This window comes from Bacillus aquiflavi (assembly GCF_019915265.1).
Classification (GTDB): domain Bacteria; phylum Bacillota; class Bacilli; order Bacillales; family Cytobacillaceae; genus Bacillus_BT; species Bacillus_BT aquiflavi.
This window is the reverse complement of sequence record NZ_CP082780.1, coordinates 2,306,957-2,332,681: the sequence shown is the minus strand read 5'-3', so window position 1 is coordinate 2,332,681 and position 25,725 is coordinate 2,306,957. Positions and strand designations below refer to the sequence as shown.

The 25,725-nt window shown below is 35.7% G+C and carries 24 protein-coding genes and 2 pseudogenes; 25 read left to right on the top strand and 1 reads right to left on the bottom strand.

What is annotated here, in order from left to right; translation table 11 throughout:
- The first annotated feature begins 22 nt into the window (after positions 1-22).
- The 6 genes from dnaK to deoC all read left to right on the top strand — a co-directional run bounded on the left by dnaK (position 23) and on the right by deoC (position 7,225).
- A complete protein-coding gene (dnaK, locus tag K6959_RS11300; RefSeq protein ID WP_163239474.1) occupies positions 23-1,864 on the top strand; it encodes a molecular chaperone DnaK in 1,842 nt (613 codons plus the stop codon).
- 179 nt (positions 1,865-2,043) lie between these two features.
- The gene (gene dnaJ, locus K6959_RS11295) at positions 2,044-3,159 is read left to right on the top strand and encodes a molecular chaperone DnaJ (RefSeq protein ID WP_163239472.1); all 1,116 of its coding nucleotides are present in this window, start codon (positions 2,044-2,046) and stop codon (positions 3,157-3,159) included.
- Between the two features lie 19 nt (positions 3,160-3,178).
- Positions 3,179-4,117, top strand: coding sequence for a 50S ribosomal protein L11 methyltransferase (prmA, locus tag K6959_RS11290; protein ID WP_163239470.1), 939 nt, complete (start codon positions 3,179-3,181; stop codon positions 4,115-4,117).
- A gap of 23 nt (positions 4,118-4,140) precedes the next feature.
- Complete coding sequence (locus K6959_RS11285; RefSeq protein WP_163239562.1) at positions 4,141-4,887, top strand: 16S rRNA (uracil(1498)-N(3))-methyltransferase; 747 nt, start codon at positions 4,141-4,143, stop codon at positions 4,885-4,887.
- A gap of 7 nt (positions 4,888-4,894) precedes the next feature.
- Positions 4,895-6,244, top strand: a complete 1,350-nt coding sequence (gene mtaB, locus K6959_RS11280; RefSeq protein WP_223086530.1) for a tRNA (N(6)-L-threonylcarbamoyladenosine(37)-C(2))-methylthiotransferase MtaB — start codon at positions 4,895-4,897, stop codon at positions 6,242-6,244.
- A gap of 321 nt (positions 6,245-6,565) precedes the next feature.
- A complete protein-coding gene (gene deoC / locus K6959_RS11275; RefSeq protein ID WP_163239466.1) occupies positions 6,566-7,225 on the top strand; it encodes a deoxyribose-phosphate aldolase in 660 nt (219 codons plus the stop codon).
- An 8-nt stretch (positions 7,226-7,233) separates the two neighbouring features.
- Here deoC and K6959_RS11270 read toward each other — a convergent pair whose 3' ends face one another.
- Positions 7,234-8,154 carry a Na/Pi symporter gene (locus K6959_RS11270; protein ID WP_163239464.1) on the bottom strand — a complete coding sequence of 307 codons (921 nt, stop codon included), beginning with the start codon at positions 8,152-8,154 and terminating at the stop codon, positions 7,234-7,236.
- A 305-nt stretch (positions 8,155-8,459) separates the two neighbouring features.
- Here K6959_RS11270 and rpsU point away from each other — a divergent pair, with 305 nt between their 5' ends.
- The 19 genes and pseudogenes from rpsU (at position 8,460) to K6959_RS11175 (ending at position 25,461) form a co-directional block, all read left to right on the top strand.
- On the top strand, positions 8,460-8,633 hold the full coding sequence (rpsU, locus tag K6959_RS11265; RefSeq protein WP_163239462.1) for a 30S ribosomal protein S21: 174 nt from the start codon (positions 8,460-8,462) through the stop codon (positions 8,631-8,633).
- Positions 8,634-8,647: 14 nt separating this feature from the next.
- On the top strand, positions 8,648-9,094 hold the full coding sequence (locus tag K6959_RS11260; protein WP_163239460.1) for a GatB/YqeY domain-containing protein: 447 nt from the start codon (positions 8,648-8,650) through the stop codon (positions 9,092-9,094).
- A 220-nt stretch (positions 9,095-9,314) separates the two neighbouring features.
- Positions 9,315-10,640, top strand: a complete 1,326-nt coding sequence (locus K6959_RS11255; protein WP_223086528.1) for an NfeD family protein — start codon at positions 9,315-9,317, stop codon at positions 10,638-10,640.
- 28 nt (positions 10,641-10,668) lie between these two features.
- Positions 10,669-11,661 (top strand): flotillin-like protein FloA, encoded by a 993-nt coding sequence (gene floA, locus K6959_RS11250; RefSeq protein ID WP_163239456.1) that lies wholly within the window; start codon positions 10,669-10,671, stop codon positions 11,659-11,661.
- 38 nt (positions 11,662-11,699) lie between these two features.
- Positions 11,700-12,131 (top strand): hypothetical protein, encoded by a 432-nt coding sequence (locus K6959_RS11245; RefSeq protein ID WP_163239454.1) that lies wholly within the window; start codon positions 11,700-11,702, stop codon positions 12,129-12,131.
- Between the two features lie 112 nt (positions 12,132-12,243).
- Positions 12,244-12,532, top strand: a pseudogene (yqfC, locus tag K6959_RS11240) (sporulation protein YqfC).
- Between the two features lie 14 nt (positions 12,533-12,546).
- Positions 12,547-13,734 (top strand): sporulation protein YqfD, encoded by a 1,188-nt coding sequence (gene yqfD, locus K6959_RS11235; RefSeq protein ID WP_163239450.1) that lies wholly within the window; start codon positions 12,547-12,549, stop codon positions 13,732-13,734.
- Positions 13,735-13,737: 3 nt separating this feature from the next.
- Entirely contained in the window at positions 13,738-14,697 is a 960-nt protein-coding gene (locus tag K6959_RS11230) for a PhoH family protein (protein ID WP_163239448.1), read from the top strand.
- 274 nt (positions 14,698-14,971) lie between these two features.
- Positions 14,972-17,137 carry an HD family phosphohydrolase gene (locus K6959_RS11225; protein ID WP_223086526.1) on the top strand — a complete coding sequence of 722 codons (2,166 nt, stop codon included), beginning with the start codon at positions 14,972-14,974 and terminating at the stop codon, positions 17,135-17,137.
- Positions 17,134-17,604, top strand: a complete 471-nt coding sequence (gene ybeY / locus K6959_RS11220) for an rRNA maturation RNase YbeY (protein ID WP_163239444.1) — start codon at positions 17,134-17,136, stop codon at positions 17,602-17,604. The genes K6959_RS11225 and ybeY overlap by 4 nt, the downstream gene beginning before the upstream one ends.
- Positions 17,582-17,998, top strand: a complete 417-nt coding sequence (locus tag K6959_RS11215) for a diacylglycerol kinase family protein (RefSeq protein WP_163239442.1) — start codon at positions 17,582-17,584, stop codon at positions 17,996-17,998. Before ybeY ends, K6959_RS11215 begins: the two co-directional genes overlap by 23 nt.
- Positions 17,999-18,144: 146 nt before the next feature.
- Positions 18,145-18,546, top strand: a complete 402-nt coding sequence (locus tag K6959_RS11210) for a cytidine deaminase (protein ID WP_163239440.1) — start codon at positions 18,145-18,147, stop codon at positions 18,544-18,546.
- Complete coding sequence (gene era / locus K6959_RS11205; protein WP_223086525.1) at positions 18,536-19,450, top strand: GTPase Era; 915 nt, start codon at positions 18,536-18,538, stop codon at positions 19,448-19,450. The genes K6959_RS11210 and era overlap by 11 nt, the downstream gene beginning before the upstream one ends.
- Positions 19,451-19,591: 141 nt before the next feature.
- Complete coding sequence (locus tag K6959_RS11200) at positions 19,592-19,735, top strand: YqzL family protein (RefSeq protein ID WP_163239436.1); 144 nt, start codon at positions 19,592-19,594, stop codon at positions 19,733-19,735.
- Positions 19,736-19,766: 31 nt separating this feature from the next.
- Positions 19,767-20,519, top strand: a complete 753-nt coding sequence (recO, locus tag K6959_RS11195; protein WP_223088369.1) for a DNA repair protein RecO — start codon at positions 19,767-19,769, stop codon at positions 20,517-20,519.
- A 321-nt stretch (positions 20,520-20,840) separates the two neighbouring features.
- Entirely contained in the window at positions 20,841-21,731 is an 891-nt protein-coding gene (gene glyQ / locus K6959_RS11190; protein ID WP_163239434.1) for a glycine--tRNA ligase subunit alpha, read from the top strand.
- Positions 21,724-23,797 (top strand): annotated as a pseudogene (gene glyS, locus K6959_RS11185) (glycine--tRNA ligase subunit beta). The gene glyQ and the pseudogene glyS overlap by 8 nt, the downstream one beginning before the upstream one ends.
- A gap of 187 nt (positions 23,798-23,984) precedes the next feature.
- Positions 23,985-24,623 (top strand): transcriptional regulator CcpN, encoded by a 639-nt coding sequence (locus K6959_RS11180; RefSeq protein WP_223086523.1) that lies wholly within the window; start codon positions 23,985-23,987, stop codon positions 24,621-24,623.
- Between the two features lie 37 nt (positions 24,624-24,660).
- Complete coding sequence (locus K6959_RS11175; RefSeq protein ID WP_223088368.1) at positions 24,661-25,461, top strand: pyruvate, water dikinase regulatory protein; 801 nt, start codon at positions 24,661-24,663, stop codon at positions 25,459-25,461.
- The last annotated feature ends 264 nt before the right edge of the window (positions 25,462-25,725 follow it).

Genomic DNA, 25,725 nt, shown 5'->3' with positions numbered 1-25,725 from the left:
AAAAAAATGGGAGGTTTAAGCTATGTCTAAAATTATTGGAATTGACCTAGGTACGACTAACTCATGTGTTTCAGTACTTGAAGGAGGAGAACCGAAAGTAATTCCTAATCCGGAAGGTAACCGCACATCACCATCAGTTGTTGCATTTAAAAATGGTGAACGACAAGTTGGGGAGGTAGCAAAACGTCAAGCGATTACAAATCCGAATACAATTATGTCAATTAAGCGTCACATCGGTTCAAATCACAAAGAAACGATAGAAGGAAAAGACTATTCACCACAAGAAATTTCTGCGATTATTTTACAATATTTAAAATCTTACGCAGAAGAATATCTTGGTGAAGAGGTAACAAAAGCAGTTATTACTGTACCAGCTTATTTTAATGATGCTCAACGTCAGGCAACAAAAGATGCAGGTAAAATTGCGGGTCTTGAAGTAGAACGGATTATTAATGAGCCAACTGCAGCTGCTTTAGCATATGGTCTAGATAAAACAGAAGAAGATCAAACGATCCTTGTTTATGACCTTGGCGGCGGTACGTTTGACGTTTCTATTTTAGAACTTGGAGACGGTGTTTTTGAAGTAAAAGCAACAGCAGGAGATAATAAGCTTGGCGGTGATGACTTTGATGAAGTGATCATCGATTATTTAGTAGATGAATTTAAAAAAGAAAACGGAATTGATCTTTCAAAAGATAAGATGGCATTACAAAGATTAAAAGATGCTGCCGAAAAAGCTAAAAAAGATTTATCTGGTGTAACTTCTACACAAATTTCGTTACCATTTATTACAGCTGGTGAAGCTGGTCCGCTTCATTTAGATGTAACGTTAACAAGAGCTAAATTTGATGAATTATCTGCTCATTTAGTAGAACGTACAATGGGTCCAACACGACAAGCATTGAAAGATTCTGGACTTTCTCCAACTGAAATTGATAAAGTTATTTTAGTTGGTGGTTCAACTCGTATCCCTGCTGTACAGGAAGCAATTAAAAGAGAAACAGGTAAGGAACCTCATAAAGGAGTAAACCCTGACGAAGTTGTAGCAATGGGAGCAGCTATTCAAGGAGGAGTAATTTCTGGAGATGTGAAGGACGTTGTTCTTCTTGACGTAACTCCACTTTCTCTAGGAATTGAAACAATGGGCGGTGTGTTTACAAAATTAATTGATCGAAACACAACGATTCCTACATCAAAATCACAAATTTTCTCTACAGCTGCTGATAACCAAACTGCGGTTGATATTCACGTACTTCAAGGTGAACGTCCAATGGCAGCTGACAATAAAACGTTAGGACGCTTTCAATTAACAGATATTCCACCAGCTCCAAGAGGAATACCGCAAATCGAAGTTACGTTTGATATCGATAAAAATGGGATCGTCAATGTTCGTGCAAAAGATCTTGGTACAAATAAAGAACAGACTATTACAATTAAATCTTCCTCTGGTTTATCAGATGAAGAGATCGAACGAATGGTAAAAGAAGCAGAAGAAAATGCTGAAGCTGATAAAAAGCGTAAGGAAGAAGTAGAACTGCGCAATGAAGCGGATCAGCTTATTTTCACGACAGAAAAAACATTAAAAGATTTAGAGGGTAAAGTAGACGAAGCAGAAGTTACGAAAGCTAACGAAGCTAAGGACGCTTTAAAAGCGGCAATTGAGAAAGACGATATTGAGGAAATCCGCACTAAGAAGGATGCTTTACAAGAAATAGTCCAAAACCTGACAGTAAAACTTTATGAAGAAGCTGCAAAACAAGCAGAAGCACAAAAAACACAAGGTGAAGATGGTGCAACAAAAGCTGACGACGTTGTTGATGCAGAGTTTGAAGAAGTGAAAGACGACGATGAGAAAGATAAATAATTGAATTGCAGTTCGAAGATAACAGGTCAAAGTCAGGTCTTCTTGGCTTTGACCTTTTCTTTCGGAGTACATGTTCTCAATTAAAGGTTTAGCGCTATTACGGCTATCAAGTCACTTGCGCATTTCTGTTTTAAAATGTTAAAATTATTTTCATGTGAAATTATTTGGGAGTGGTAATCATGAGCAAACGGGATTACTATGAAGTGCTTAATGTTAGTAGATCTGCCTCAAAAGATGAAATAAAGAAAGCATATCGCAAATTATCTAAAAAATATCATCCAGATATAAATAAGGCTGAAGATGCAGCTGATAAGTTTAAAGAAGTTAAAGAAGCTTATGAAGTATTAAGTGATGATCAAAAAAGAGCTCATTACGATCAATTTGGTCATACTGATCCAAATCAAAGCTTTGGTGGAGGAGATTTTAGCGGCTTTGGCGGCTTTGAAGATATTTTCAATTCGTTTTTTGGCGGTGGCCAAAGACGAGATCCAAATGCGCCGCGTCAAGGTGCAGATCTCCAATACACAATGACGTTATCTTTTGAAGAAGCTGCATTTGGTAAAGAAACAGATATCGAAATTCCTCGTGAAGAACCTTGTGAAACGTGTCATGGCAGCGGAGCAAAACCTGGAACGAAACCAGTTACATGTTCACATTGTGGAGGATCAGGACAAATAAGTGAACAACAAAATACTCCGTTTGGACGGATCGTGAATAGACGTGTTTGTCATTACTGTAATGGAACAGGTAAACAAATTAAAGAAAAGTGTTCAAAATGTTCAGGAACCGGTAAGGTAAAGAAACGTCGTAAAATACATGTTAAAATACCTGCTGGGATTGATGATGGACAACAACTTCGAGTTTCTGGCCAAGGAGAACCAGGTAAAAATGGAGGGCCTCCTGGTGATTTATATGTCGTCTTTCATGTTCGTCCACACGATTTCTTTGAACGTGATGGTGAGGACGTTTATTGTGAAATGCCGATTACATTTGTGCAGGCAACGTTAGGTGATGAAATTGAAATACCTACACTTCACGGAAAAGTTAAATTGAAAATACCTGCTGGTACGCAAACTGGCACAAGGTTTCGCCTGCGTGGAAAAGGTATTCAAAATTTAAGAGGATATGGAGTAGGAGACCAGCATGTTGTCGTTCGTATCATTACTCCGACAAAACTAACAGAAAAACAAAAGCAGCTTCTTCGTGAATTTGCCGATATTAGTGGCCAAGTACCGCACGGTGAACAAGAAGAGAGCTTTTTTTCGAAAGTAAAACGAGCCTTTAAGGGAGATTAGGAATGGAGTTGGTAGAAGGATGAAATGGACCGAAATAAGCATTCATACAACAAACGAAGCGATTGAACCAATTTCAAATATTTTACATGAAAGTGGTGCAAGCGGGGTTGTAATCGAAGATCCGTCTGAATTAACGAAAGTACGGGAAGACCAATTCGGTGAAATCTACCAACTCAATCCTTCTGACTATCCTCATGAAGGGGTTATCATTAAAGCATATTTACCTGTAAATAGTTTTTTAAGTGAAACGATTGATGAGATAAAAGAAGCAATACATAATCTTATTTTATACAACATTGATATTGGAAAAAACAAAGTAACGATCAATGAAGTGAATGAGGAAGATTGGGCTACTGCCTGGAAAAAATATTATCACCCTGTCAAAATATCAAAAAGATTCACAATCGTTCCTACGTGGGAAGAGTATACGCCTATTAACACTGATGAATTAATAATTGAACTTGATCCAGGAATGGCTTTTGGAACGGGAACTCATCCAACAACAGTTATGTGTATTCAAGCATTAGAACGTACTGTCCATAAAGGAGATACTATTATTGATGTCGGGACAGGATCAGGTGTATTAAGTATCGCTGCTGCAATGTTAGGGGCTAAAAAAATAACTGCTTTTGACTTGGATGAAATTGCCGTTACAGCAGCAAAGCAAAATATTGAGCTTAATCATGTTCATCATATTGTGTCTGTAGCCCAAAATAACTTGCTTGATGGTGTAATAGAAGAAGCTGATATGATCGTTGCTAATATTTTGGCAGAGATAATTGTTAAACTAATAAAAGATGCTTCCCGTGTGATTAAAAAGAATGGATACTTTATTGCATCAGGTATTATTCAGCCAAAAAAAGAGGAAGTAAAAGCTGTGCTTGTTTCACACGGGTTCGAAATAGAAGAGGTTATTGTAATGGAGGATTGGGTTGCTTTAATTACAAGGAAAATTTGAATACAGGTAAAGCAGGTGGAAAATTGCAGCGGTATTTTAATACAGAAATAAAGGAAAATTCATTTTATATTTCCGGGGATGATTTTCACCATATTTCCAAAGTGATGAGAATGAAAATAGGCGACCATATTATTTGTGTAACGAATGATGGAAGAAGTGCTATTTGTTCAATTACAAAAATTGCCGATGATTATGTTGCGGCTGACGTTGTACAATGGGAAAGTAGTTCTAAGGAACTTCCAATTCAAATGACCATTGCGAGCGGACTGCCTAAAGGGGATAAGCTTGAATGGATTATTCAAAAGGGGACAGAATTAGGAGCATATGAGTTTATCCCTTTCATTGCAACTCGCTCTATCGTAAAATGGGATGAAAAAAAATCATTAAAAAAATTGGAGCGCTGGAAAAAGATCGCGAAAGAAGCTGCTGAACAATCACAACGCAACAGGTTGCCACTTGTCCATACTCCAATTTCCTTAGAAACTTTATTGAACAATAGCCAAAAGTACGATCGTAAATTAATTGCCTATGAAGAAGCTGCAAAGCATGGCGAAACTTCTACTTTTGTACAAGTTCTAGAAGAGATAAAGAAAGGCGAATCTCTTCTTATTGTGTTTGGTCCTGAAGGTGGATTAACACCTAATGAAGTTCAGCTTTTAATAGAAAACGGGTTTTATTCATGCGGATTAGGCCCGCGGATTTTACGGACAGAAACGGCTCCACTTTATGCTTTAGCAGCCGCTTCTTATCATTTAGAATTATTGAGGTGATTAAATCATGCCTAAAGTGGCTTTTCATACATTTGGATGTAAAGTAAACCATTATGAAACAGAAGCAATTTGGCAAATTTTCAAACAGCAAGATTATGAGCGTGTAGAATTTGAGGAAACAGCTGATGTTTATGTTATAAATACTTGTACTGTTACAAATACAGGTGATAAAAAAAGTCGACAAATTATTCGTCGAGCAGTTAGAAAAAATCCTGATGCAGTGATATGTGTAACAGGTTGTTACGCACAAACATCTCCTGCAGAAATCATGGCGATTCCAGGTGTTGATGTTGTCGTTGGAACACAGGATCGTAAGAAAATGCTTGACTATATTGAGCAATATAAGTTAGAACGGCAACCGATTAACGGGGTTCATAACATTATGAAAAACCGTATTTATGAAGAGTTAGACGTGCCTTCATTTACTGACAGAACAAGGGCTTCATTAAAAATTCAAGAAGGATGCAATAACTTTTGTACATTTTGTATTATTCCATGGGCTCGTGGGTTAATGCGTTCTCGTGATCCAAAGGAAGTCATTCGTCAAGCCCAGCAACTTGTTGATGCAGGCTATAAAGAAATTGTATTAACTGGAATTCACACTGGCGGATATGGAGAAGATATGAAGGATTACAATCTAGCAATGTTACTGCGAGATTTAGAAGAGCAAGTAAAAGGTTTAAAGCGGATTCGGATTTCTTCTATTGAAGCAAGTCAAATTACTGACGAAGTCATCGAAGTAATAAAACAATCTTCAGTCATTGTCCGCCATTTGCATATTCCTCTTCAATCAGGATCAGATTCTGTTTTAAAGCGGATGCGACGTAAATATACGATGGAATTTTTTTCAGACCGCTTAAATAAGCTTAAAGAAGTATTACCAGGTTTAGCAGTAACATCTGATATCATTGTTGGTTTTCCAGGTGAGACAGAAGAGGAATTCATGGAAACGTACAATTTTGTTAAAAAACATCACTTTGCAGAGCTTCACGTATTTCCGTATTCAAAACGTACGGGTACCCCTGCTGCAAGGGTGGAAAATCAAGTTGATGAGGAAGTAAAAAATGAGCGAGTTCATCGGTTAATTGCACTCTCAGATCAACTTGCGAAAGAATATGCATCACAATTTGAAAATGACGTGTTAGAAGTTATTCCAGAGGAAAAGTATAAAGAAGACCAAGCTAGCGGTTTGTATGAAGGTTATACAGATAACTATTTAAAAGTTGTCTTCCCGGCTACTGAAGAGATGGTTGGTAAAATAGTAAAGGTGAAGATTACAGAAGCAGGCTACCCATACAATAAAGGACAATTTGTCCGAATAATAGATGAAGCTGTTAAAAAACAGGCAATTATTTAAATAATAAATCGGCTTATTGGCTAACTTCAGCATAGAGAAAAAAATATGCAGCAACTCCCCTTAGGCTGCCTGAAATATTTGTCAGTGAAGGCGTAAGCGAATAGAACAGTTGTTCATAAGCAACGAAGGATGCGAGCGTTTCTCAACAGTCTAAAATCGGCTATATTGGCCGGTTTTTTTTTACTCCAATTTATTTATTAAGTAAAGTTTAGGAAAATATTTTAAAAAAAAGACATATTTAATTACTCGTATTATTTTGGATACAATGATATCATAAAGAAGGTACGGACAACTAAATGAAATATGGAGGAAGATACGATCATGACAAATAGTATTGCAAAAATGATTGATCATACACTGTTAAAGGCTGATGCGACGAAAGATCAAATTAAAAAGCTTTGTGAAGAAGCAAAAGAATTTTTATTTGCTTCTGTTTGTGTAAATCCTTCTTGGGTAAAGTACTCAGCAGAGTTATTACAAGGAACCGACGTCAAGGTTTGTACAGTAATCGGTTTTCCGCTTGGAGCCTCTACTCCTAAAACAAAAGCGTTTGAAACAAAAAATGCGATTGAAAATGGGGCAGAAGAAGTAGATATGGTTATAAATATAGGTGCTCTAAAAGATGGAAATGATGAATTGGTTGAAAAAGATATTAAGGCAGTTGTAGAAGCTGCAAAAGGAAAGGCTCTCACGAAAGTCATTATCGAGACTTGTTTATTAACAAATGAAGAAAAGATTCGTGCTTGCAATATAAGTGCGAAGGCTGGAGCTGATTTTGTAAAAACTTCAACAGGTTTTTCTACTAGTGGTGCTACAATTGAAGATGTTGCATTAATGCGTAAAACAGTAGGTCCGAATATGGGTGTTAAAGCATCTGGGGGAGTGAGAAGTGCTCATGACGCGCAACAAATGATTAAAGCCGGTGCAACCAGAATAGGAGCTAGCTCTGGAGCTGCAATTGTCAAAGGATTATCAATTTAAATGGACCGTTATTTTTTATGAATTGCTAAAATGAACTTCCCAAAACGATGAGCAAAAGGTAAAACAATTAAAGAAGAGATTAGATTAAATATGACGCTGCTATGGGCAAGCTGAACATCCAATTGATCTGTAGCAAGTGAAGTAAAAACTGTTAAATGATTAATAAAAGGAAAGAACAAGATTACCCCTAAAATATTTAACCAAATATGAGCGTATGCACATAATTTAGCTTCTCTGCCTGCACCGATAGAAGCAATGAAAGCAGTCATACATGTTCCTATGTTAGAGCCAAGCATTAAAGCAATACCAGTATCAACATTTAAAGCAGCACTTGACAAAAATCCCATAACGATTCCTGTCAACGCAGTACTTGATTGGATAATTGCCGTTATAAATGATCCAACAATAACACTTAGAAAATGATTATGATCAATTAACTGAAAGATTTGTGTAACAAACGGCAATGAAGCTAAAGGATCGGCAAGCTTCTTAAACCCTCTCATAGCTGTAAAAACGGCTGCAATGCCAAATAAACTTAATCCAATACTACAGATACGAGAATGATTCGATAACAATAAAGCGGCTCCTAAAACAAATAGAGGGATAAGGAATGGATCAATGTTAAAAGTAATAATTTCTGTTGTGACCGAAGTTCCAATATTTGTACCCAAGATAATCCCGATTGATTGAGGAAAAGAGATCATTTTAGCGGAAATAAGGCCGATTGTTATGACCATTACTGCTGAACTGCTTTGGAGAACCATTGTTATGATTGTCCCGACAATTAATCCTTTCCACGCTTTATCCGTTAGTTTTGTCAACCATGAGCGTAATGATTGAGCAGATAAATTAAATAGACCTGTTCTAAGAACAGTCATCCCAAATATAAAAAGAAAGAGGAAAAGAATAAACATAAAAAAATAAAGCATGCCATAGCCTCCTACTTTTAGCAATTTGAAAACACGAATGATCTCTATACTATGTGTATGGTAAAACAAAAGAGACATGCCTAGCTTGACTATTTTATCTTCCATCACCATCTCAAGTGAGGTTTCAATAGTGGATGTTTTACGAAAAATGTGCTTGATTAATGGAGGTTAACGTTAGAAACAGGAGCTTTCGGAAGGCTAATTACAGTTGACCTCTTTTCGTCGTTATTATATAATTGCAAAGTACATGAATTTATTTCATGGGCGATATGTTAGGGTGTTGTGTTCGGAGGGAGGGAAAGAGAATGTCTAAAACAGTCGTTCGTAAAAACGAATCACTTGATGATGCTCTTCGTCGCTTCAAACGTTCTGTATCTAAAACTGGTACTTTGCAAGAAGCAAGAAAGCGTGAATTCTACGAAAAACCTAGCGTAAGACGTAAGAAAAAGTCTGAAGCTGCAAGAAAACGTAAGTTTTAAGAGAGGGTGTAATGATGAGTCTTCTCGACCGTTTAAATCATGATTTAAAACAAGCGATGAAGAATAAGGAAAAAGACAAACTCTCTGTTATTCGACTGATTAAGGCTTCATTACAAAATGAGGCTATTAAGTTTGGCAGAAGCGAATTAACCGAAGAGGAAGAGTTAACAGTACTTTCTCGTGAATTAAAGCAACGCAAAGACTCCCTCCATGAATTTGAAAAAGCTGGTCGGGATGACCTTGTTGAAAAAATAAAGACTGAATTGACTTATGTCAAGCTTTATATGCCCAAACAGCTTTCTGAAGAAGAACTGTTAACGATTATTACCGAAACAATTGAGGAGATCGGCGCAACGTCAAAAGCTGAAATGGGAAAGGTAATGGCTGCAATCATGCCAAAAGTAAAAGGTAAGGCAGACGGATCAACTGTTCAAAAACTTGTACTAAAACATCTTTCCTAACTAATTATTTTAAAAAAGACCCGTAGCATGAAGCTACGGTCTTTTTATTTAGAACTTTCAAGTTTCTAATGATGCTCATTTTCTCTTTTCGGGATAAAATAAATATCAGTTATACTTACTGTAATTCAGGTTTTTTTATTTTTTCATGAAACTTTTCATGAAAAATATCGTATAAAAATATAGTAGGAGCTCTATTTACCGAAAGGAGGGGAATTTGTATATGCGTCGAATGATTACCGTATCCTCTATTTTATTCGCTTTCCTTTTGATGCTGTTACCATCATATGGGTCTGCAAAACAAGAAATTGTTTATGTGGTCCCTATTGAGGACACGGTAGAAAAAGGGCTATATGAATTTTTAAAACGGGCTGTTAAAACAGCTGAAGAGGAAGGAGCAGAAGCAATTATTTTTGAAGTGCATACTCCAGGAGGAGCTGTAGACGCTGCTGGGGAGATTGCAAAACTACTCTCTAATACAAAGCTAAAGACAATCGCCTATATAAATCATGATGCCCTTTCGGCAGGTGCATATATTTCTTTATATGCTGATGAAATTTATATGGTACCAAACGCTTCAATAGGTGCTGCTGCAATTATTGATCAAGAAGGAAATACAGCAGGTAAAAAAGCAGAATCAATGTGGTTAACGGCAATGGAAAATGCCGCTAAGCATAGTGGACGTGATCCGATTTATGCTTTAGCTATGGCAGATGAAAGCATTGACTTGCCACAATATAGAGCGGAAAAAGAAAAACTTTTGACATTAAGTGCAGATCAAGCTCTTGAAGTAGGTTATACAGAAGGTATTGTAAACAATATGAACGACCTTTTAAAGAAACTCGGTTACGAGAAGGCAGATGTCCGCTCCCTTGATGAAACTTTTGCGGAAAAGCTCGCCAGATTTATTACCAACCCTATTGTAATACCGATACTGTTATCAATCGGCAGTTTAGGATTAGTTTTAGAACTTTATTCCCCAGGGTTTGGAATTCCAGGTTTTATGGGGATCAGCTCTTTATTGTTATTTTTCTATGGACATTTAATTGCAGGATTAGCAGGATATGAATCAATCATCTTATTTGTAATTGGAATCGGATTCATTATAGCCGAGCTTTTTATTCCAGGAGGTATTTTAGGTATACTAGGGTTAGTTTCGATTTTTACTAGTATCATTTTAGCGGGAGGAAATATAACTCAAATGGCAGTGTCCCTCTTAATTGCTATTGGAGTCGCTATTTTAGTATCTACTATCATGTTAAAGGTGTTTGGTAAAAGAATGAAATTCCTACAGAGAATCATTTTAACGGATTCAACGAATACAGAAAGTGGCTATGTATCGAATAGAAGTCGTCTTGAATTAATTGGGGTTGAGGGTCATACGTTAACGGATTTAAGACCATCAGGCACCGTTATTATAGATGGCGAACGAATAGATGTTGTGAGTGAAGGGGGCTTTATTCAGAAAAATAAAAAAGTAAAAGTAGTTAAAGCTGAAGGCTCACGGATTGTTGTAAGAGAGATTGCTGATTTAAATAAACATCCTTAAATTATTTATTTTATGAGGGGGAAAGCAAATGGAAACTGGAACTGTATTTTTGATATTAGTTATTGTTGCTGGGGTTATTTTATTATCTATCCTATTTACATTTGTACCAGTAATGCTGTGGATTTCAGCATTAGCTGCAGGTGTACGTGTTAGTATTTTCACTTTAATTGGTATGAGACTTCGCCGTGTTATTCCTAGTCGAGTCATTAATCCGCTTATTAAAGCGCAGAAAGCAGGACTTGGTGTAACGACAAATCAACTTGAAAGTCACTATTTAGCAGGGGGTAACGTCGATAGAGTTGTCAATGCTTTAATTGCTGCTCAACGAGCAAACATTGAACTCACTTTTGAACGTTGTGCTGCGATTGATTTAGCAGGCCGTGATGTATTAGAAGCTGTGCAAATGAGTGTTAATCCGAAAGTGATTGAAACTCCATTCATCGCTGGTGTAGCCATGGACGGAATTGAAGTAAAAGCAAAAGCAAGAATTACTGTAAGAGCGAATATTGAGCGACTCGTTGGTGGAGCTGGTGAAGATACAGTTATCGCCCGTGTTGGTGAAGGGATTGTCAGTACGATAGGTTCATCTAATGATCATAAAAAAGTATTAGAGAATCCTGATATGATTTCTCAAACGGTATTGGCAAAAGGACTTGATGCAGGAACAGCGTTTGAAATTTTATCAATCGATATTGCTGATGTTGATATCGGTAAAAATATTGGTGCTATTTTACAAACAGATCAAGCTGAAGCGGATAAAAATATTGCGCAGGCAAAAGCGGAAGAACGACGGGCAATGGCTGTTGCAAACGAACAAGAAATGAAAGCGAAAGTTGAAGAAATGAGAGCAAAAGTAGTTGAAGCTGAGTCACAAGTTCCGTTAGCGATGGCAGAAGCACTCCGTACAGGGAAAATTGGTGTAATGGATTATATGAACTATCAAAATATAGCTGCCGATACTGATATGCGTGATTCAATTGGAAAATTGTCTAGTGATCAAAAAGACAAAAGGAATGATTAAGAGACAACTCCATAGCTTTGGAAGGGAGGGAAGTTCTCTTGTTAGACTTTTTCATTGATAATCCTATTATCGTCTTTATTTTAATTGGAGTCATTTCTTCGATATTTAGTAAATCTAAGACAGATGCGAAGGAAGAACGGAAACAGTCAAGACAAACAGAGCGGCGTGCACCGAATCAATCAAAGCAAACGCAGCCGCCAAGACCGAAACCGGTTTCTAACAAGCAAGCTCCTGCTAAAAAGAAGAAAATAGAGGAACGAAAAACGGTTCAAAAGCCAATTGAGCAAATGAAGCCTGAATTTAATCATCATCATTCTACAAATTCAAATGAGAAAAAAATGAAAGAAAAGTTGAACATACCTGAAGAAAAATCACTTCCATCGTATCAATCACGACTTATTGATGGAATTATTTTATCAGAGGTATTAGGACCGCCTCGTGCTAAAAAGCGGCATCGGGCAATAAAATAAAAGCTTTCATTAATTTATTTTATAAAGAGACATGAACGGTGCTATAACTAAAAAATAAGTGCTAGAACCTCTTTTCAGCTCATACATATGAGATGAAAGGGGGTTCTTTTTTATGACTAAAAAATGGGGACAGTTCGTTCGAAACTGGATGACGAAAAAAATGGATATTCCTCAAGACGTCATGATGGATTTGCCCCGAATTACAATGGTTGGGCAAATACATATTTATATATAGAGAACCACCGTGGATTAATCACACATTTTCCGATAAAGAGTTGCGTTTATTATTAAAGAAGGGACAGCTCTTAATTAAAGGAAAATCATTTGTTATTAAAACAATTTTACCTGAAGAACTTTTACTAGAAGGAAATATTGATCAAGTCACATATATAAATGAATAATGCAGGAGGACAAAATGAAAAATCAGTGGTTCGAATATTATTTAGGAATTGTAACAGTAAAAGTGAAGGGAAAAGGTATTGAACGGTTAATAAATAAGTTATCAAGAAATGATTTGTTTATTTGGAGTGTAAGGCGGCATGGTCCTGAAACAATCATCTTTAAGATGAGGCTTAATGACGTAAAAAAGCTAAGAGTTTTAAGTAGAAAAAGCGGTTGTAAAATCGCTTTTATTAAACGGGACGGGCTCCCTTTTTTATTGAATAAATTTAAAAAAAATAGCGGTATAGTAGCAGGAATCGTCGTATTTTTAGGCGTTATTATGTTTTTATCAAATATGGTATGGGGAATTCAAATTGACGGAGCTAATCCAGCTACTGAATATAAAATTCGTAAACAATTGGACGAAATAGGTGTAAAGGTAGGAACTTTGCAATTTTTTGTTGATGATGTAGATACGATTCAAAAAAAGCTTTCAGACCATATTGAGGAGATTACTTGGATCGGTGTTGAGTTACAAGGGACAAACTATCATTTTCAAGTAGTGGAAAAAGAAGAGCCGGAAGAACAGAAGTATATTAGTCCAAGAAATTTAGTCGCCAAAAAGAAAGCGGTTATTGTTGATTTATTTGTAGAAGAAGGCAAGCCGCAAGTGGGTGTCAATGATTTTGTAGAAAAAGGACAGTTGCTTGTTTCAGGAATGATCGGAAAAGAGGGCGAAGAAAAAGCAGTTCCTGCAAAGGGAAAAATTTTTGGTGAAACATGGTACAAGTCTCATGTTACCTTACCCCTTAAAGCTAACTTCCAAGTTTTTAATGGGAATGAAAAACAAAAGCATATGATAAAAATTGGTAAGATTACAATTCCTTTTTGGGGGTTTGGAAAACATAAATTTGCACAATTTGAAGTAGAAGAGAAAGAACATAAAGTAAATTTTTTAAAATGGAAATTACCAATATCTTATATTAAAAAAACATATAGAGAGAAAGAAAAAGTGACAAGAATTTATTCAAATGAAGAGGCAATCAAAATGGCAAAAGAGATGGCAAGAAAAGATCTAAAAAATCAACTTGATGAGGATGCGGAAATTAAAGGGGAAAAAGTTTTGCACCAAGCAATTGAGAATGGTAAAGTAAACTTATCGATCCATTTTCAAATTATCGAAAATATTGCAGTAGGAAAACCAATTATTCAAGGAGATTAGTGAATGACAGAAGAAGTAAAAACAATGAATGTACAGCTTCAAAATTCGAATGAAGCAATCGCTTTATTCGGAGTATCCGATTCAAATTTAAAGATAATTGAACAACAGCTCCAGGTCTCAATTGTTACAAGAGGAGAAACGGTAAATGTGTTTGGTGATCATGAACATGTGGAGCTTGTTTGCCATGTTTTAGAGAAACTACTTCATGTTATCCGAAAAGGTATCAACATTAGTCAAAGGGACGTTACGTATGCTATTCAGATGGCCCAAAAGGGTACTCTAGAGTACTTTGAAGAGCTGTACAATGAAGAGATCACGAAAAATACTCAAGGGAAGGCAATTAGAGTAAAAACGTTAGGCCAACGTCATTATGTAAATGCAATAAAGAAGCATGATCTCGTTTTAGGAATTGGCCCTGCCGGCACTGGTAAGACATATTTAGCAGTTGTCATGGCTGTCAGTGCATTAAAAAATGGTGATGTAAAACGGATTATTTTAACACGTCCTGCTGTTGAAGCTGGGGAAAGCTTAGGTTTTTTACCGGGAGATTTAAAAGAAAAGGTTGATCCGTATTTAAGACCTTTGTATGATGCTCTTCATGATGTTTTAGGAGCAGAGCAAACTGGAAGACTAATTGAGCGTGGAACGATTGAAATTGCACCTCTCGCGTATATGAGAGGAAGAACACTTGATGATGCATTCGTTATTTTAGATGAAGCACAAAATACAACACAAGCCCAAATGAAAATGTTTCTTACTCGTTTAGGCTTTGGATCGAAAATGGTTATTACTGGAGACGAAACACAAATTGATTTACCTAAAGGGATAAAATCCGGTTTAATTGCTGCACAACATGTGATAAAAGACGTCCAAGGTATTGCGATTATTTATTTAGAAGAAAGCGATGTAGTCCGTCATCCACTTGTTGGAAGAATTATTGAAGCATATAATAAATATGAATAATCAATCCGCTCAAAACGATTTTGGGCGGTTTTTCTTATAAACTAAATAAAAAGTCTCAATGATCTAAATTTATTTAGGTGGAATTTAACAAATCATAGTAAAATAATAATAAATAAATGTTTCAACAAATTAACAAATTCCTAACCAAAAGTGTCATTTATTCTGTTTAAAGGTGAAATTTATAAAAAAAGCTGTTATCATTTTACGTAATCGCAGCAAAAAATGATGTTCGCTATCTGGCAAAAATGATTTGCTAAGATAGGAGGGAGCTAATTTGAAAAATTTTCAACGGCAATTTTCAAAAATAAGGAATCTTTTGGAAATCACTTTCTTTAGAATTGTCCTATTTATTTTAGTAGGGGCCATTCTGTATGGAGCAATGTTTAGTAATATTAAGCCTGAAAAATTAGACTTAAACTTATTTTCTATTGCTGAAAAGACGATTCGTTCGCCAATAACGATTGAGGATAAGGAGAGCACGGAGAAAAAACGTAGGGAAGCACTTGATCAAGTTCAAGATGTTTATACATTGAAGAAAGAATATACACAAAATCGAGTTGATTTAATCACCTCAATTTTTCAATCAGCATCTGAAGTAAATGAGGAAATTAGAGAAGAATTAGAAAGAGCCAATCGTGATGGGAATAATACGGTTGCGGAGCCCCCTATTAACGAAAAGCTAAAAAGACTGAAAGCTAAGCTGACGGAAAATGTGGCAAAAGATATTTCTGATCCTGTTTTTTTAGCCATTTTACAAGCATCAAAAGATGAATTGTCGATTGCAAAAGATTTAACTGTTACCGCAATTAACAATATGATGAGCAACCGTATTCCAGCCGATGAGGTTGAAAATGCAAAAAAACGTGTTGAGGAAGAATTAAAATACACGAGCTTAAGTGGAAATTTAAAAAATGCTGCTATTGAGTTAGGACGCTACGCTATTATTCAAAATGAATTTTACGACTCTGCAGCAACAGAGGAATTAAGACAACAAACTATTGAAAGCATCGACCCTGTTAAAGTTCTGCAAGGACAAATTATTGTTGAAGAGGGACAGCTGATCAGTCGGGATGTTTATCGACAGCTTGAACTTGTCGGGATGTTAGATAATGAAAACTCATTTCAGCCATTTTTTGGTTTAGGTGTATTGATTTTTGTTTTACTTTCAGCAGTTTATTATTATTTTTTTGAACTGGATGTACCAAACGAAACGAAACAAAACTATTTACTTTTATATAGTTTAGTTCTTATTATTGCGACTGCACTGATGAAAACAATTAGTTTATTTCAAGCATTCGATGACTCAGAAATAGGCTATATATTTCCAGCCGCGATGGGAACAATGATTATTAAAATATTAATTGATGAACGCCCAGCTATATTATTAACTATTATGATGGCGGTTTGTGGAAGTATTATTTTTAATGGTGGCTTCACCGGAACCTTTCACATTTCAATAGGCATTTATATTTTGTGCAGCGGATTAGCTGGTGTATTATTTTTAAGCAAGCATAATCACCGTTCAAAAATATTGCAAGCAGGATTATTTGTCTCAGCGGTTAACGTAGTAGTTATTTTATCATTAATTTTTTTACAGAATGGTCAGTATTCGGGCTTTGATTACGGACTTTATTTTACAGTAGCTTTAATCTCAGGAATTGCATCAGCAGTATTAACAATTGGTTTTTTACCATTTTTTGAAGTTGGATTTGGCATTTTATCAACAATGAAATTAATTGAACTGTCTAATCCGAATCATCCATTGTTAAGGAAAATATTAACGGAGGCGCCGGGCACATACCACCATAGTATTATGGTTGCAAATTTAGCTGAAACTGCATGTGAAGCAATTGGTGCAAATGGACTGTTAGCAAGGGTAGGCTGTTACTATCATGATATCGGAAAAACAAAACGACCACAATTTTTTATTGAAAATCAAATGAATATTGAGAACCCGCATGATCGACTAAATCCGAAGGTAAGCAGAAATATTATCATCGCACATGCCACAGATGGAGCCGACATGTTAAGAAAGCATCGGATGCCTAAAGAGATTGTAGATATTGCAGAGCAACATCATGGGACAACTTTACTTAAGTTTTTTTATCATAAAGTCAAGGAAAGTGAAGAGGATGTAAAGGAAGAGGACTACCGTTATCCTGGTCCGAAACCGCAATCAAAAGAAGCTGCCATTATTGGAATTGCTGACAGTGTAGAAGCAGCAGTCCGCTCGATGTCACATCCAACATCAAAGCAAATTGAGCAATTAGTAAAGCAGATCATTGCAGATCGTTTACAAGATGGGCAATTCAATGAATGCGATATTACATTAAAAGAATTAACAACTGTGTCAGAAACTTTATGTGCAACATTAAATGGGATCTTTCATTCAAGAATCGAATATCCAGAAATGACGAAACAGAAGGTGAAGGAAGCATGATATTAGCGATTGACCTATTAGATGAAACAAATGAATTAACAGAAGAGCAGCTTATGAAAATAGAAAGTCTTCTAAATTTTGCAGCCGACAAAGAAGGGATTCAACAAGAGGCTGAAATGTCAGTTACTTTTGTAACAAATGAGCGGATAAAAGAAATGAATAAAGAATATCGTGGTAAAGATTACCCGACTGATGTTATCTCGTTTGCGATGGAGGAGATGGGTGAAGGAGAAATTCAAGTGTCAGGTGCCGATATGCCGAGAGTACTTGGAGATATTATTATTTCTGTTCAAAAAGCTAAGGAGCAAGCTGATGAATACGGACATTCTTTTATGCGTGAATTAGGCTTTTTAGCTGTCCATGGATTTCTGCACCTTTTAGGATATGATCACGAAACTGAAGGGGAGGAGAAACAAATGTTTTCAAGACAGAAGGATATATTAAATGAGTACGGACTTAAAAGGTAAGGGAAATAAAGACCGGTCGCGATTATTCCGGTCTTTTTCCTATGCCTTTCAAGGAGTAAAGTATGTTATCACTACAGAAAAAAATATGAAGATTCACCTATTTGTAACGGTAATCGTCGTAATTTTAGGGATGGTGTTATCTCTTTCTCCAATAGAGTGGCTTTTTATTTTATTTGCTATTGGCGGTGTATTATCTTTAGAAATGATCAATACCGCAATTGAACGAACAATTGACTTAGTTACAAAAGACTATCACCTTTTAGCGAAAAGGGCTAAAGACGTTGCGGCAGGTGCTGTATTGATTTATGCGATATTAGCAGTAATTGTTGGAATGATTATATTTGGACCGAAGCTTTATCACATTTTTGTTACAAATGTAATAAAAATAAATTAGAATATATGGCTGTCCATGATAGCCATTATTATATATTTTTTGAAAATTCAAATTTTATATTATTATTTTGTAACAACCGATGAAAATGATACTAAAATAAGGTAAAATAAAGATGCGGCTAACTTCTTGAGAAAGGAAGAATGATTTTGGATATTAATCAACTAATTGAAGAAGCAAAAAAAGCAAGAGAAAGAGCGTATGTTCCATATTCGAAGTTTAAAGTCGGCGCAGCGCTTTTAGCAGAGGACGGAACAGTATTTCTTGGTTGCAACATTGAAAACGCCGCTTACAGCATGTGTAACTGTGCAGAACGTACAGCATTGTTTAAAGCATACTCAGAAGGTGTACGTAACTTTAAAATGCTCGTTGTCATTGCTGATACAGATTCACCAGTCTCGCCATGCGGTGCATGCAGACAAGTAATTTCTGAGCTGTGTCATCGAGATATGAAAGTGTTCTTAACAAATTTAAAAGGCGACATGCAGAAGCTAACTGTTGAACAACTGTTACCAGGTGCGTTTTCATCGGAGGATTTACATGGAAAATAAAGCCAATTATTATAAATCAGGGTTTATTTCAATTATAGGGAGACCGAATGTTGGGAAATCAACATTTCTTAATCAAGTAATCGGCCAAAAAATTGCAATTATGAGTGACAAGCCGCAAACAACAAGGAATAAAGTTCAAGGTGTGCTGACGACGGACGATGCCCAACTGATTTTTATTGATACACCTGGAATTCATAAGCCGAAACATAAGTTAGGCGATTTTATGATGAGAATTACGTTAAATACATTAACAGAAGTGGATCTTATTCTTTTTATGGTAAATGCCGAAGAAGGGTATGGTCGCGGTGAGGAGTTTATTATTGAAAAGCTGCAATTAATAAAAACACCTGTATTTCTTGTTATTAATAAAATTGACAAAGTTCATCCGGATAAGTTGTTACCAATAATAACATCTTATAAAGAAAAATTTGAGTTTAAAGAAATTATTCCGATTTCAGCCCTTGAAGGAAACAATGTAGAAAGACTGCTTGCTCAAATTAAAAAATATTTACCTGAAGGCCCGCAGTTCTATCCAGCCGATCAAGTAACAGATCATCCAGAAAGATTTATTATTTCTGAGTTAATTAGGGAAAAAGCCCTTCATTTAACTCATGAAGAAGTACCTCATTCTTTAGCGGTTGTTATTGATAAGGTTGAACATCGCAATGAAAAAGATGTTGTCCATGTGATGGCAACAATTATTGTTGAGCGTGAATCGCAAAAGGGAATTATTATCGGGAAGCAAGGTAAAATGTTAAAGGAAATTGGGAAAAAAGCAAGAGTTGATATTGAGAATTTGCTTGGCTCAAAAGTTTTTCTAGAGCTTTGGGTGAAAGTACAAAAGGATTGGCGTAATAAAATGTCCCAAATTCGCGATTTAGGATTTCGAGAAGATGAATATTAATAAATTAAAAAATATATAAGTTATTCATAAAAATTATTAACAATTTTTTCGTCACATGAATTTTTAAAAGACAGGCTATGATAATGATAAGAATTTGGGATAGAAGTTGCTAGTTTGAATATGTGAAAGGTGGGGTTCTCAATGTTAGATTTTACCTGGAAAGTCTTTTTGCAAACAGGTAACATTGATACTTATCTTCTCTTTAAAGAAATTGAGAAAGAAAAGCAAGACATACCCAGTAGTCAGGATGAAGAGCTAGCAGATGTTGATTTTCCCATTTCATAGGTTTGTCTCCTGCAATGGAAGGTGACTAGTGGTGCTGCAAAAATGTGAAGCCATCGTCATTAGAACAACCGATTACGGTGAAACAAACAAAATTGTCACTTTATATACACGTGAATGGGGAAAGGTTGGTGTGATGGCAAGAGGGGCGAAAAAGCCGAACAGCCGCCTCGCTGCTATCACCCAGTATTTTACATATGGGTATTTTCTATTACAGCGTGGAAAGGGGTTAGGCAGTTTACAGCAAGGAGAAATAATTTCCTCATTCCGTTCCATTCGGGAAGATATCTTTTTAACAGCATATGCTAGCTATGTTGTTGATCTAACAGATAAAGGTACTGAGGAAAACAAACCTAATCCGTATTTATTTGAATTACTGTATCAAACATTAAATTATATGAACGATGGCTATGATCTAGACATTTTAACAAATATTTTTGAGATGAAAAAGCTAAATACACTGGGACTATATCCATCATTAAATGAATGTAGTTTTTGTGGAAGTACTGAAGGAAACTTTTCCTTTTCTATTCGCGAAGGCGGTTTTATTTGTCATCGCTGTTTAACAAAAGATCCATATCACTTAAAAATTTCTCCTGCTACCGGAAAGCTTTTACGGCTATTTTATTATTTTGATTTGACCCGTCTCGGTTCTATTTCTGTAAAAAAAGAGACGAAACAGGAGCTTAAAAAAGTGATAACTGCTTATTATGATGAGTATTCGGGTTTAAAGCTTAAGTCAAAAAAATTTCTTGACCAAATCGAGCAATTAAGAAATAAATTATAGGTATGACATTGACAAGAAAATATTATTCAGTTAAAATTTTTATTAAAATTATTTTTTTGTGCTGTGAAGGAAAGGAGTACTTAATGGCCTTTATAAAAGCGAACCTAGGATGGTGAGAGCTAGGGTATAGAGCATTAAGGAAGGCGTTCTGGAGCATGTTTTGTCGCTTAGACATAAAGAGGCTAATCATATGTTTTGAATATGATGGCAAGTAGGGTGGAACCGCGGGTAACAACTCCCGTCCCTATGCGTTAAGCATAGAGACGGGAGTTTTTTATTTAAGTTGACTAAAATTGTCGATCATTTTCGGAGGTGTTTTTAATGAATATACAAGAAATGATTTTAATGCTTCAAAAGCATTGGTCTACCGAAGGCTGCATATTAATGCAGGCATATGATGTTGAAAAAGGAGCAGGTACAATGAGCCCTTATACGTTTTTAAGAGCAATTGGCCCTGAACCATGGAATGTTGCGTACGTTGAACCATCGCGTCGTCCAGCTGATGGACGCTACGGAGAAAATCCAAATCGCCTTTACCAGCACCATCAATTTCAAGTCATTATGAAGCCATCTCCTGATAATATTCAAGAGTTGTATCTTGATTCACTTAAAGCTTTGGGGATTAACCCGCTTGAGCATGATATTCGATTTGTTGAAGATAACTGGGAAAACCCATCATTAGGTTGTGCTGGATTGGGGTGGGAAGTGTGGCTTGATGGCATGGAAATTACCCAATTTACTTATTTTCAACAAGTAGGTGGATTAGATTGTAAACCTGTCTCCGTTGAAATTACTTATGGAATTGAACGACTTGCATCATACATTCAAGAAAAAGAAAATGTATTTGATTTAGAATGGACGAACGGATTTACAGTTCGGGATATATTTCTTCAGCCTGAATATGAACATTCAAAATATACATTTGAAACATCAGATCCTGAAATGTTATTTCACTTATTTAATATTTATGAAAAAGAAGCTCATCGCCAAATGGATGAGGGATTAGTTCATCCAGCGTACGACTATGTATTAAAGTGCTCACATACTTTTAATCTTTTAGATGCACGGGGGGCGATTTCCGTTACTGAACGAACAGGCTATCTTGCAAGATGCCGGAGCTTAGCTAGAAAAATAGCGAAGACATTCTATGAAGAACGAGAAAAGCTTGGTTTTCCAATGTTAAAGAAAAAGGAGGAACTGGAAAATGAATAAACAAGATCTCCTTATAGAAATTGGTCTTGAAGAACTGCCAGCAAGATTTGTGACTAATTCGATGAATCAGTTTTCTGAAAAAATAACAAAATGGTTATCTGAAAAAAAAATTATTTTTGGAGAAGTTGAAGCATTTTCTACTCCGCGTCGCCTTGCCGTGTTAATAAAAGATGTGGCTGAAGCACAAGAAGATATTCAAGTTGAAGCGAAAGGACCTTCAAAGAAAATTACCGTTGATAAAAGCGGAAATTGGTCAAAAGCAGCAGTTGGTTTTAGCCGTGGCCAAGGAATGACAGTAGAAGATATCTATTTTAAAGAAATAAATGGAGTAGAGTATGCTTTTGTAAATAAATTTATTAAAGGTCAAAAAACATTACAACTTTTACCAGATCTTAAAAATGTAATTACTAGCTTACATTTTCCAAAGACGATGCGTTGGGCTAATCAAGATCTTCGTTATATTCGGCCTATTAAATGGATTGTAGCACTATTTGGAACTGATATTATTCCATTTTCGATTACAAATGTGAAAACAAATCGAATAACGTTTGGACATCGTTTTCTTGGTAAAGAAACTGAAATTACTAATTGTAATGAATATGCCTCTCTTTTATTAAAAGAGTTTGTTGTCGTTGATCCAGCAAAAAGAAAAGAAATGATTCGCTCACAAATAGAACAAATTCAAATGAAAAATGATTGGGTTATTCTAATTGATGAAGATCTTCTTGAGGAAGTAAATAATTTAGTAGAATATCCGACAGCTTTGTTCGGTAAGTTCGATGACAGCTTTTTAAATTTACCAGAAGAAGTATTAATCACATCAATGAAGGAGCATCAACGTTATTTTCCGGTAAAATCACCTGATGGAAAGCTCCTTCCATATTTTATAACCGTTCGAAATGGGGATCAAAACCATATAGATATCGTTGCGAAAGGGAATGAAAAAGTGTTGCGGGCTCGACTGGCTGATGCGGACTTTTTCTATAAAGAAGATCAACAGTTAGAAATTTCTACTGCATTAAAGAAGCTTGAAAAGGTTGTTTATCATGAAAATATTGGAACCATGATCGATAAAACGAACCGCGTTCGAAAGTTAACTAGTTGGCTAGCAAATCAATTGGAATTTTCGAAAACTGAACTACAGCTAGTTGATCGTGCTGCGGAAATATGTAAATTTGACCTTGTAACAAATATGGTGAATGAGTTTCCCGAACTTCAAGGGTTTATGGGGGAAAAATATGCCCTACAAAAAGGAGAAAATGCCGATGTAGCAAAGGCGATTAATGAACATTACATGCCGCGGAATGCAGATGATCATACTCCACAAACGCACATTGGTGCTACGCTTGCTATTGCAGATAAGCTAGATACGATCGTGTCATTTTTTGCAATTGGAGTTACTCCAACCGGTTCGCAAGATCCATATGCATTAAGACGACAAGCGGCTGGAATCATTGACACTCTTTTAAATCAAAAATGGGAAATAGAAATAGAAGAGCTAGTTGCAACATCATTGCATTTTGTTAAAGAGGATGGTATTTTACAAGGAGATATCACACAAGTTGAAAGCCAAATCATTCACTTTTTTTAAGCTTCGAATAAAGCATTTATTGCAAGACGCCGGAATTCGATATGATTTAATTGAAGCTGTGATTGGTGGTACGATTGGCTCGATTCCTTCTCTCATTAAACGTTCTGATATTCTAGAAAAAGAGAAGGATTCTCTGGATTTTAAAGAAAACATTGAAGCATTAAGCCGTGTGTTAAATATTTCTCAAAAACAAGAAAAGAGCGGGGAAGTTGACAGCTCATTATTTGAAAATAATTTTGAACTAGAACTACATGAAAAGATTGAAAAAGTAAAAATAAGTTTGAATGCTGTAAAATCAGAGCATGAGTACTACCAACTCCTTGTCTCATTAAAGCCAGAGATTAATCAGTACTTTGATCATACGATGGTGATGGCGGAGGATAAGAAGATTCGCAACAATCGCCTCAATCAGCTCAATGAACTCGCGCAATTAATCATTACATTTGCAAATGTAAATAAAATTATAGTTAAATAATAATTAAATGATTCTAAACAGAGCCTGCTTAGTAGATAGGCTCTGTTTTATTGAAAATAAATGTGTTTTACTGAGCAATAAATTTGCTCAATCTCCACTTTCCAAGATTAAATTCCCTTTCTATTTCAAATAAATAGTATATAATAATGGTAATAAAGTATAACATATTTAACTGGATTGTTAGGCGGTGAGAAAAATCGAACTTAATAAACGTCAGGAACAAATTTTACAAATCGTTAAAGAAAATGGACCAATAACAGGTGAACATATTGCTGATCGATTGAATTTAACTAGAGCTACTTTACGACCAGATTTAGCGATATTAACAATGGCAGGATTTTTAGACGCAAGACCTCGGGTTGGCTATTTTTATACAGGTAAAACAGGTACACAGCTATTGACAGAGAACTTAAAAAAAAAAAAAATCTGTGTAAAAGATTATCAATCAATTCCAGTTGTTGTAAATGAAAGTGTTTCTGTTTATGATGCGATTTGTACAATGTTCTTAGAAGATGTAGGAACGTTGTTTGTTGTTGATGGGACAGGAATTTTAGTTGGTGTTTTATCACGTAAAGATTTATTGCGAGCTAGTATCGGAAACCAAGAGCTAACGACTCTTCCAGTTAATATCATCATGACGAGAATGCCCAATATTGCAATGTGTCAAAAAGAAGACCCACTAATTGAAGTGGCAGATAGATTAATTGAAAAGCAGATCGATGCGATGCCTGTCGTCAAAGAAACATCAAAAGGGTATGAGGTGATAGGCAGAATTACAAAAACAAATATAACGAAAGCCTTTGTTGCCCTTGCGAATGATGACTAGCCTGATAGATTAGAGGAGGAGTGTGATAGCCGTGAATATGCCAATCATATATGTTGTTTCTGACTCTGTTGGAGAGACAGCGGAACTTGTAACAAAAGCAGCAGTTAGTCAATTTAATGGCTCGGGCATTACAATTAAGCGTTTTCCGTACGTTGAAGATAAATCAGATATTGCTGAAGTGATTTCTTTAGCAAAATTAGATCATGCAATGATTGCTTATACACTTGTAAAGCCAGAGATGCGCAACTATATACGAGAGTTAGCGGAAAAGGAAACGATTGAAGTATGTGATTTAATTGGACCATTAATGGATAAAATCCAGCAAGTATGTGGGAAAACACCACTATATGAACCAGGACTTGTTCGAAAGCTCGATGCTCATTATTTTAAAAAAATTGAAGCGATTGAGTTTGCAGTTAAATATGATGATGGTAGAGACCCAAGGGGGATTTTAAAAGCAGATATTGTTCTTGTTGGGGTATCGAGAACATCGAAAACACCACTTTCCCAATATTTGGCTCATAAGCGGTATAAAGTCGCAAATGTTCCGCTTGTTCCAGAAGTAGATCCTCCTGAAGAATTATTCCTAGTCCAAGCGAAAAAGTGTATTGGATTAAAAATTAGTCCTGATAAGCTTAATCATATTCGACGTGAGCGGTTAAAATCATTAGGCTTAAATGATCAAGCAATTTATGCAAATATTGAACGAATAAAAAAAGAATTACATTATTTTGAGCAAGTTGTTTCAAAAATCGGATGTCCTGTTATTGATGTAACAAATAAGGCTGTCGAAGAAACAGCAAGTATGATTATGAATCTTGTTGATAAAAATAAATAGCTTAATGTATAAATGGAGTTAGTTTATTTACTCCATTTAGTTCATCGACAATTTAAATACAATATATAAAGCAATTGGCTCAACAATTAGAAAAACGCAATTGTCGTTCATGATAAGCAAGCAATACGACCGTAAGTCAATAGTCTGATGGAATTGGTTTATCCAATTCCTTTTCTCTGTCCTCATCAAGCAAAAACAGTGGTAATATCCACATTTGTATACTATAATAAAAAATTGTGATAAAAATAAATTTCTTAGGTTTAG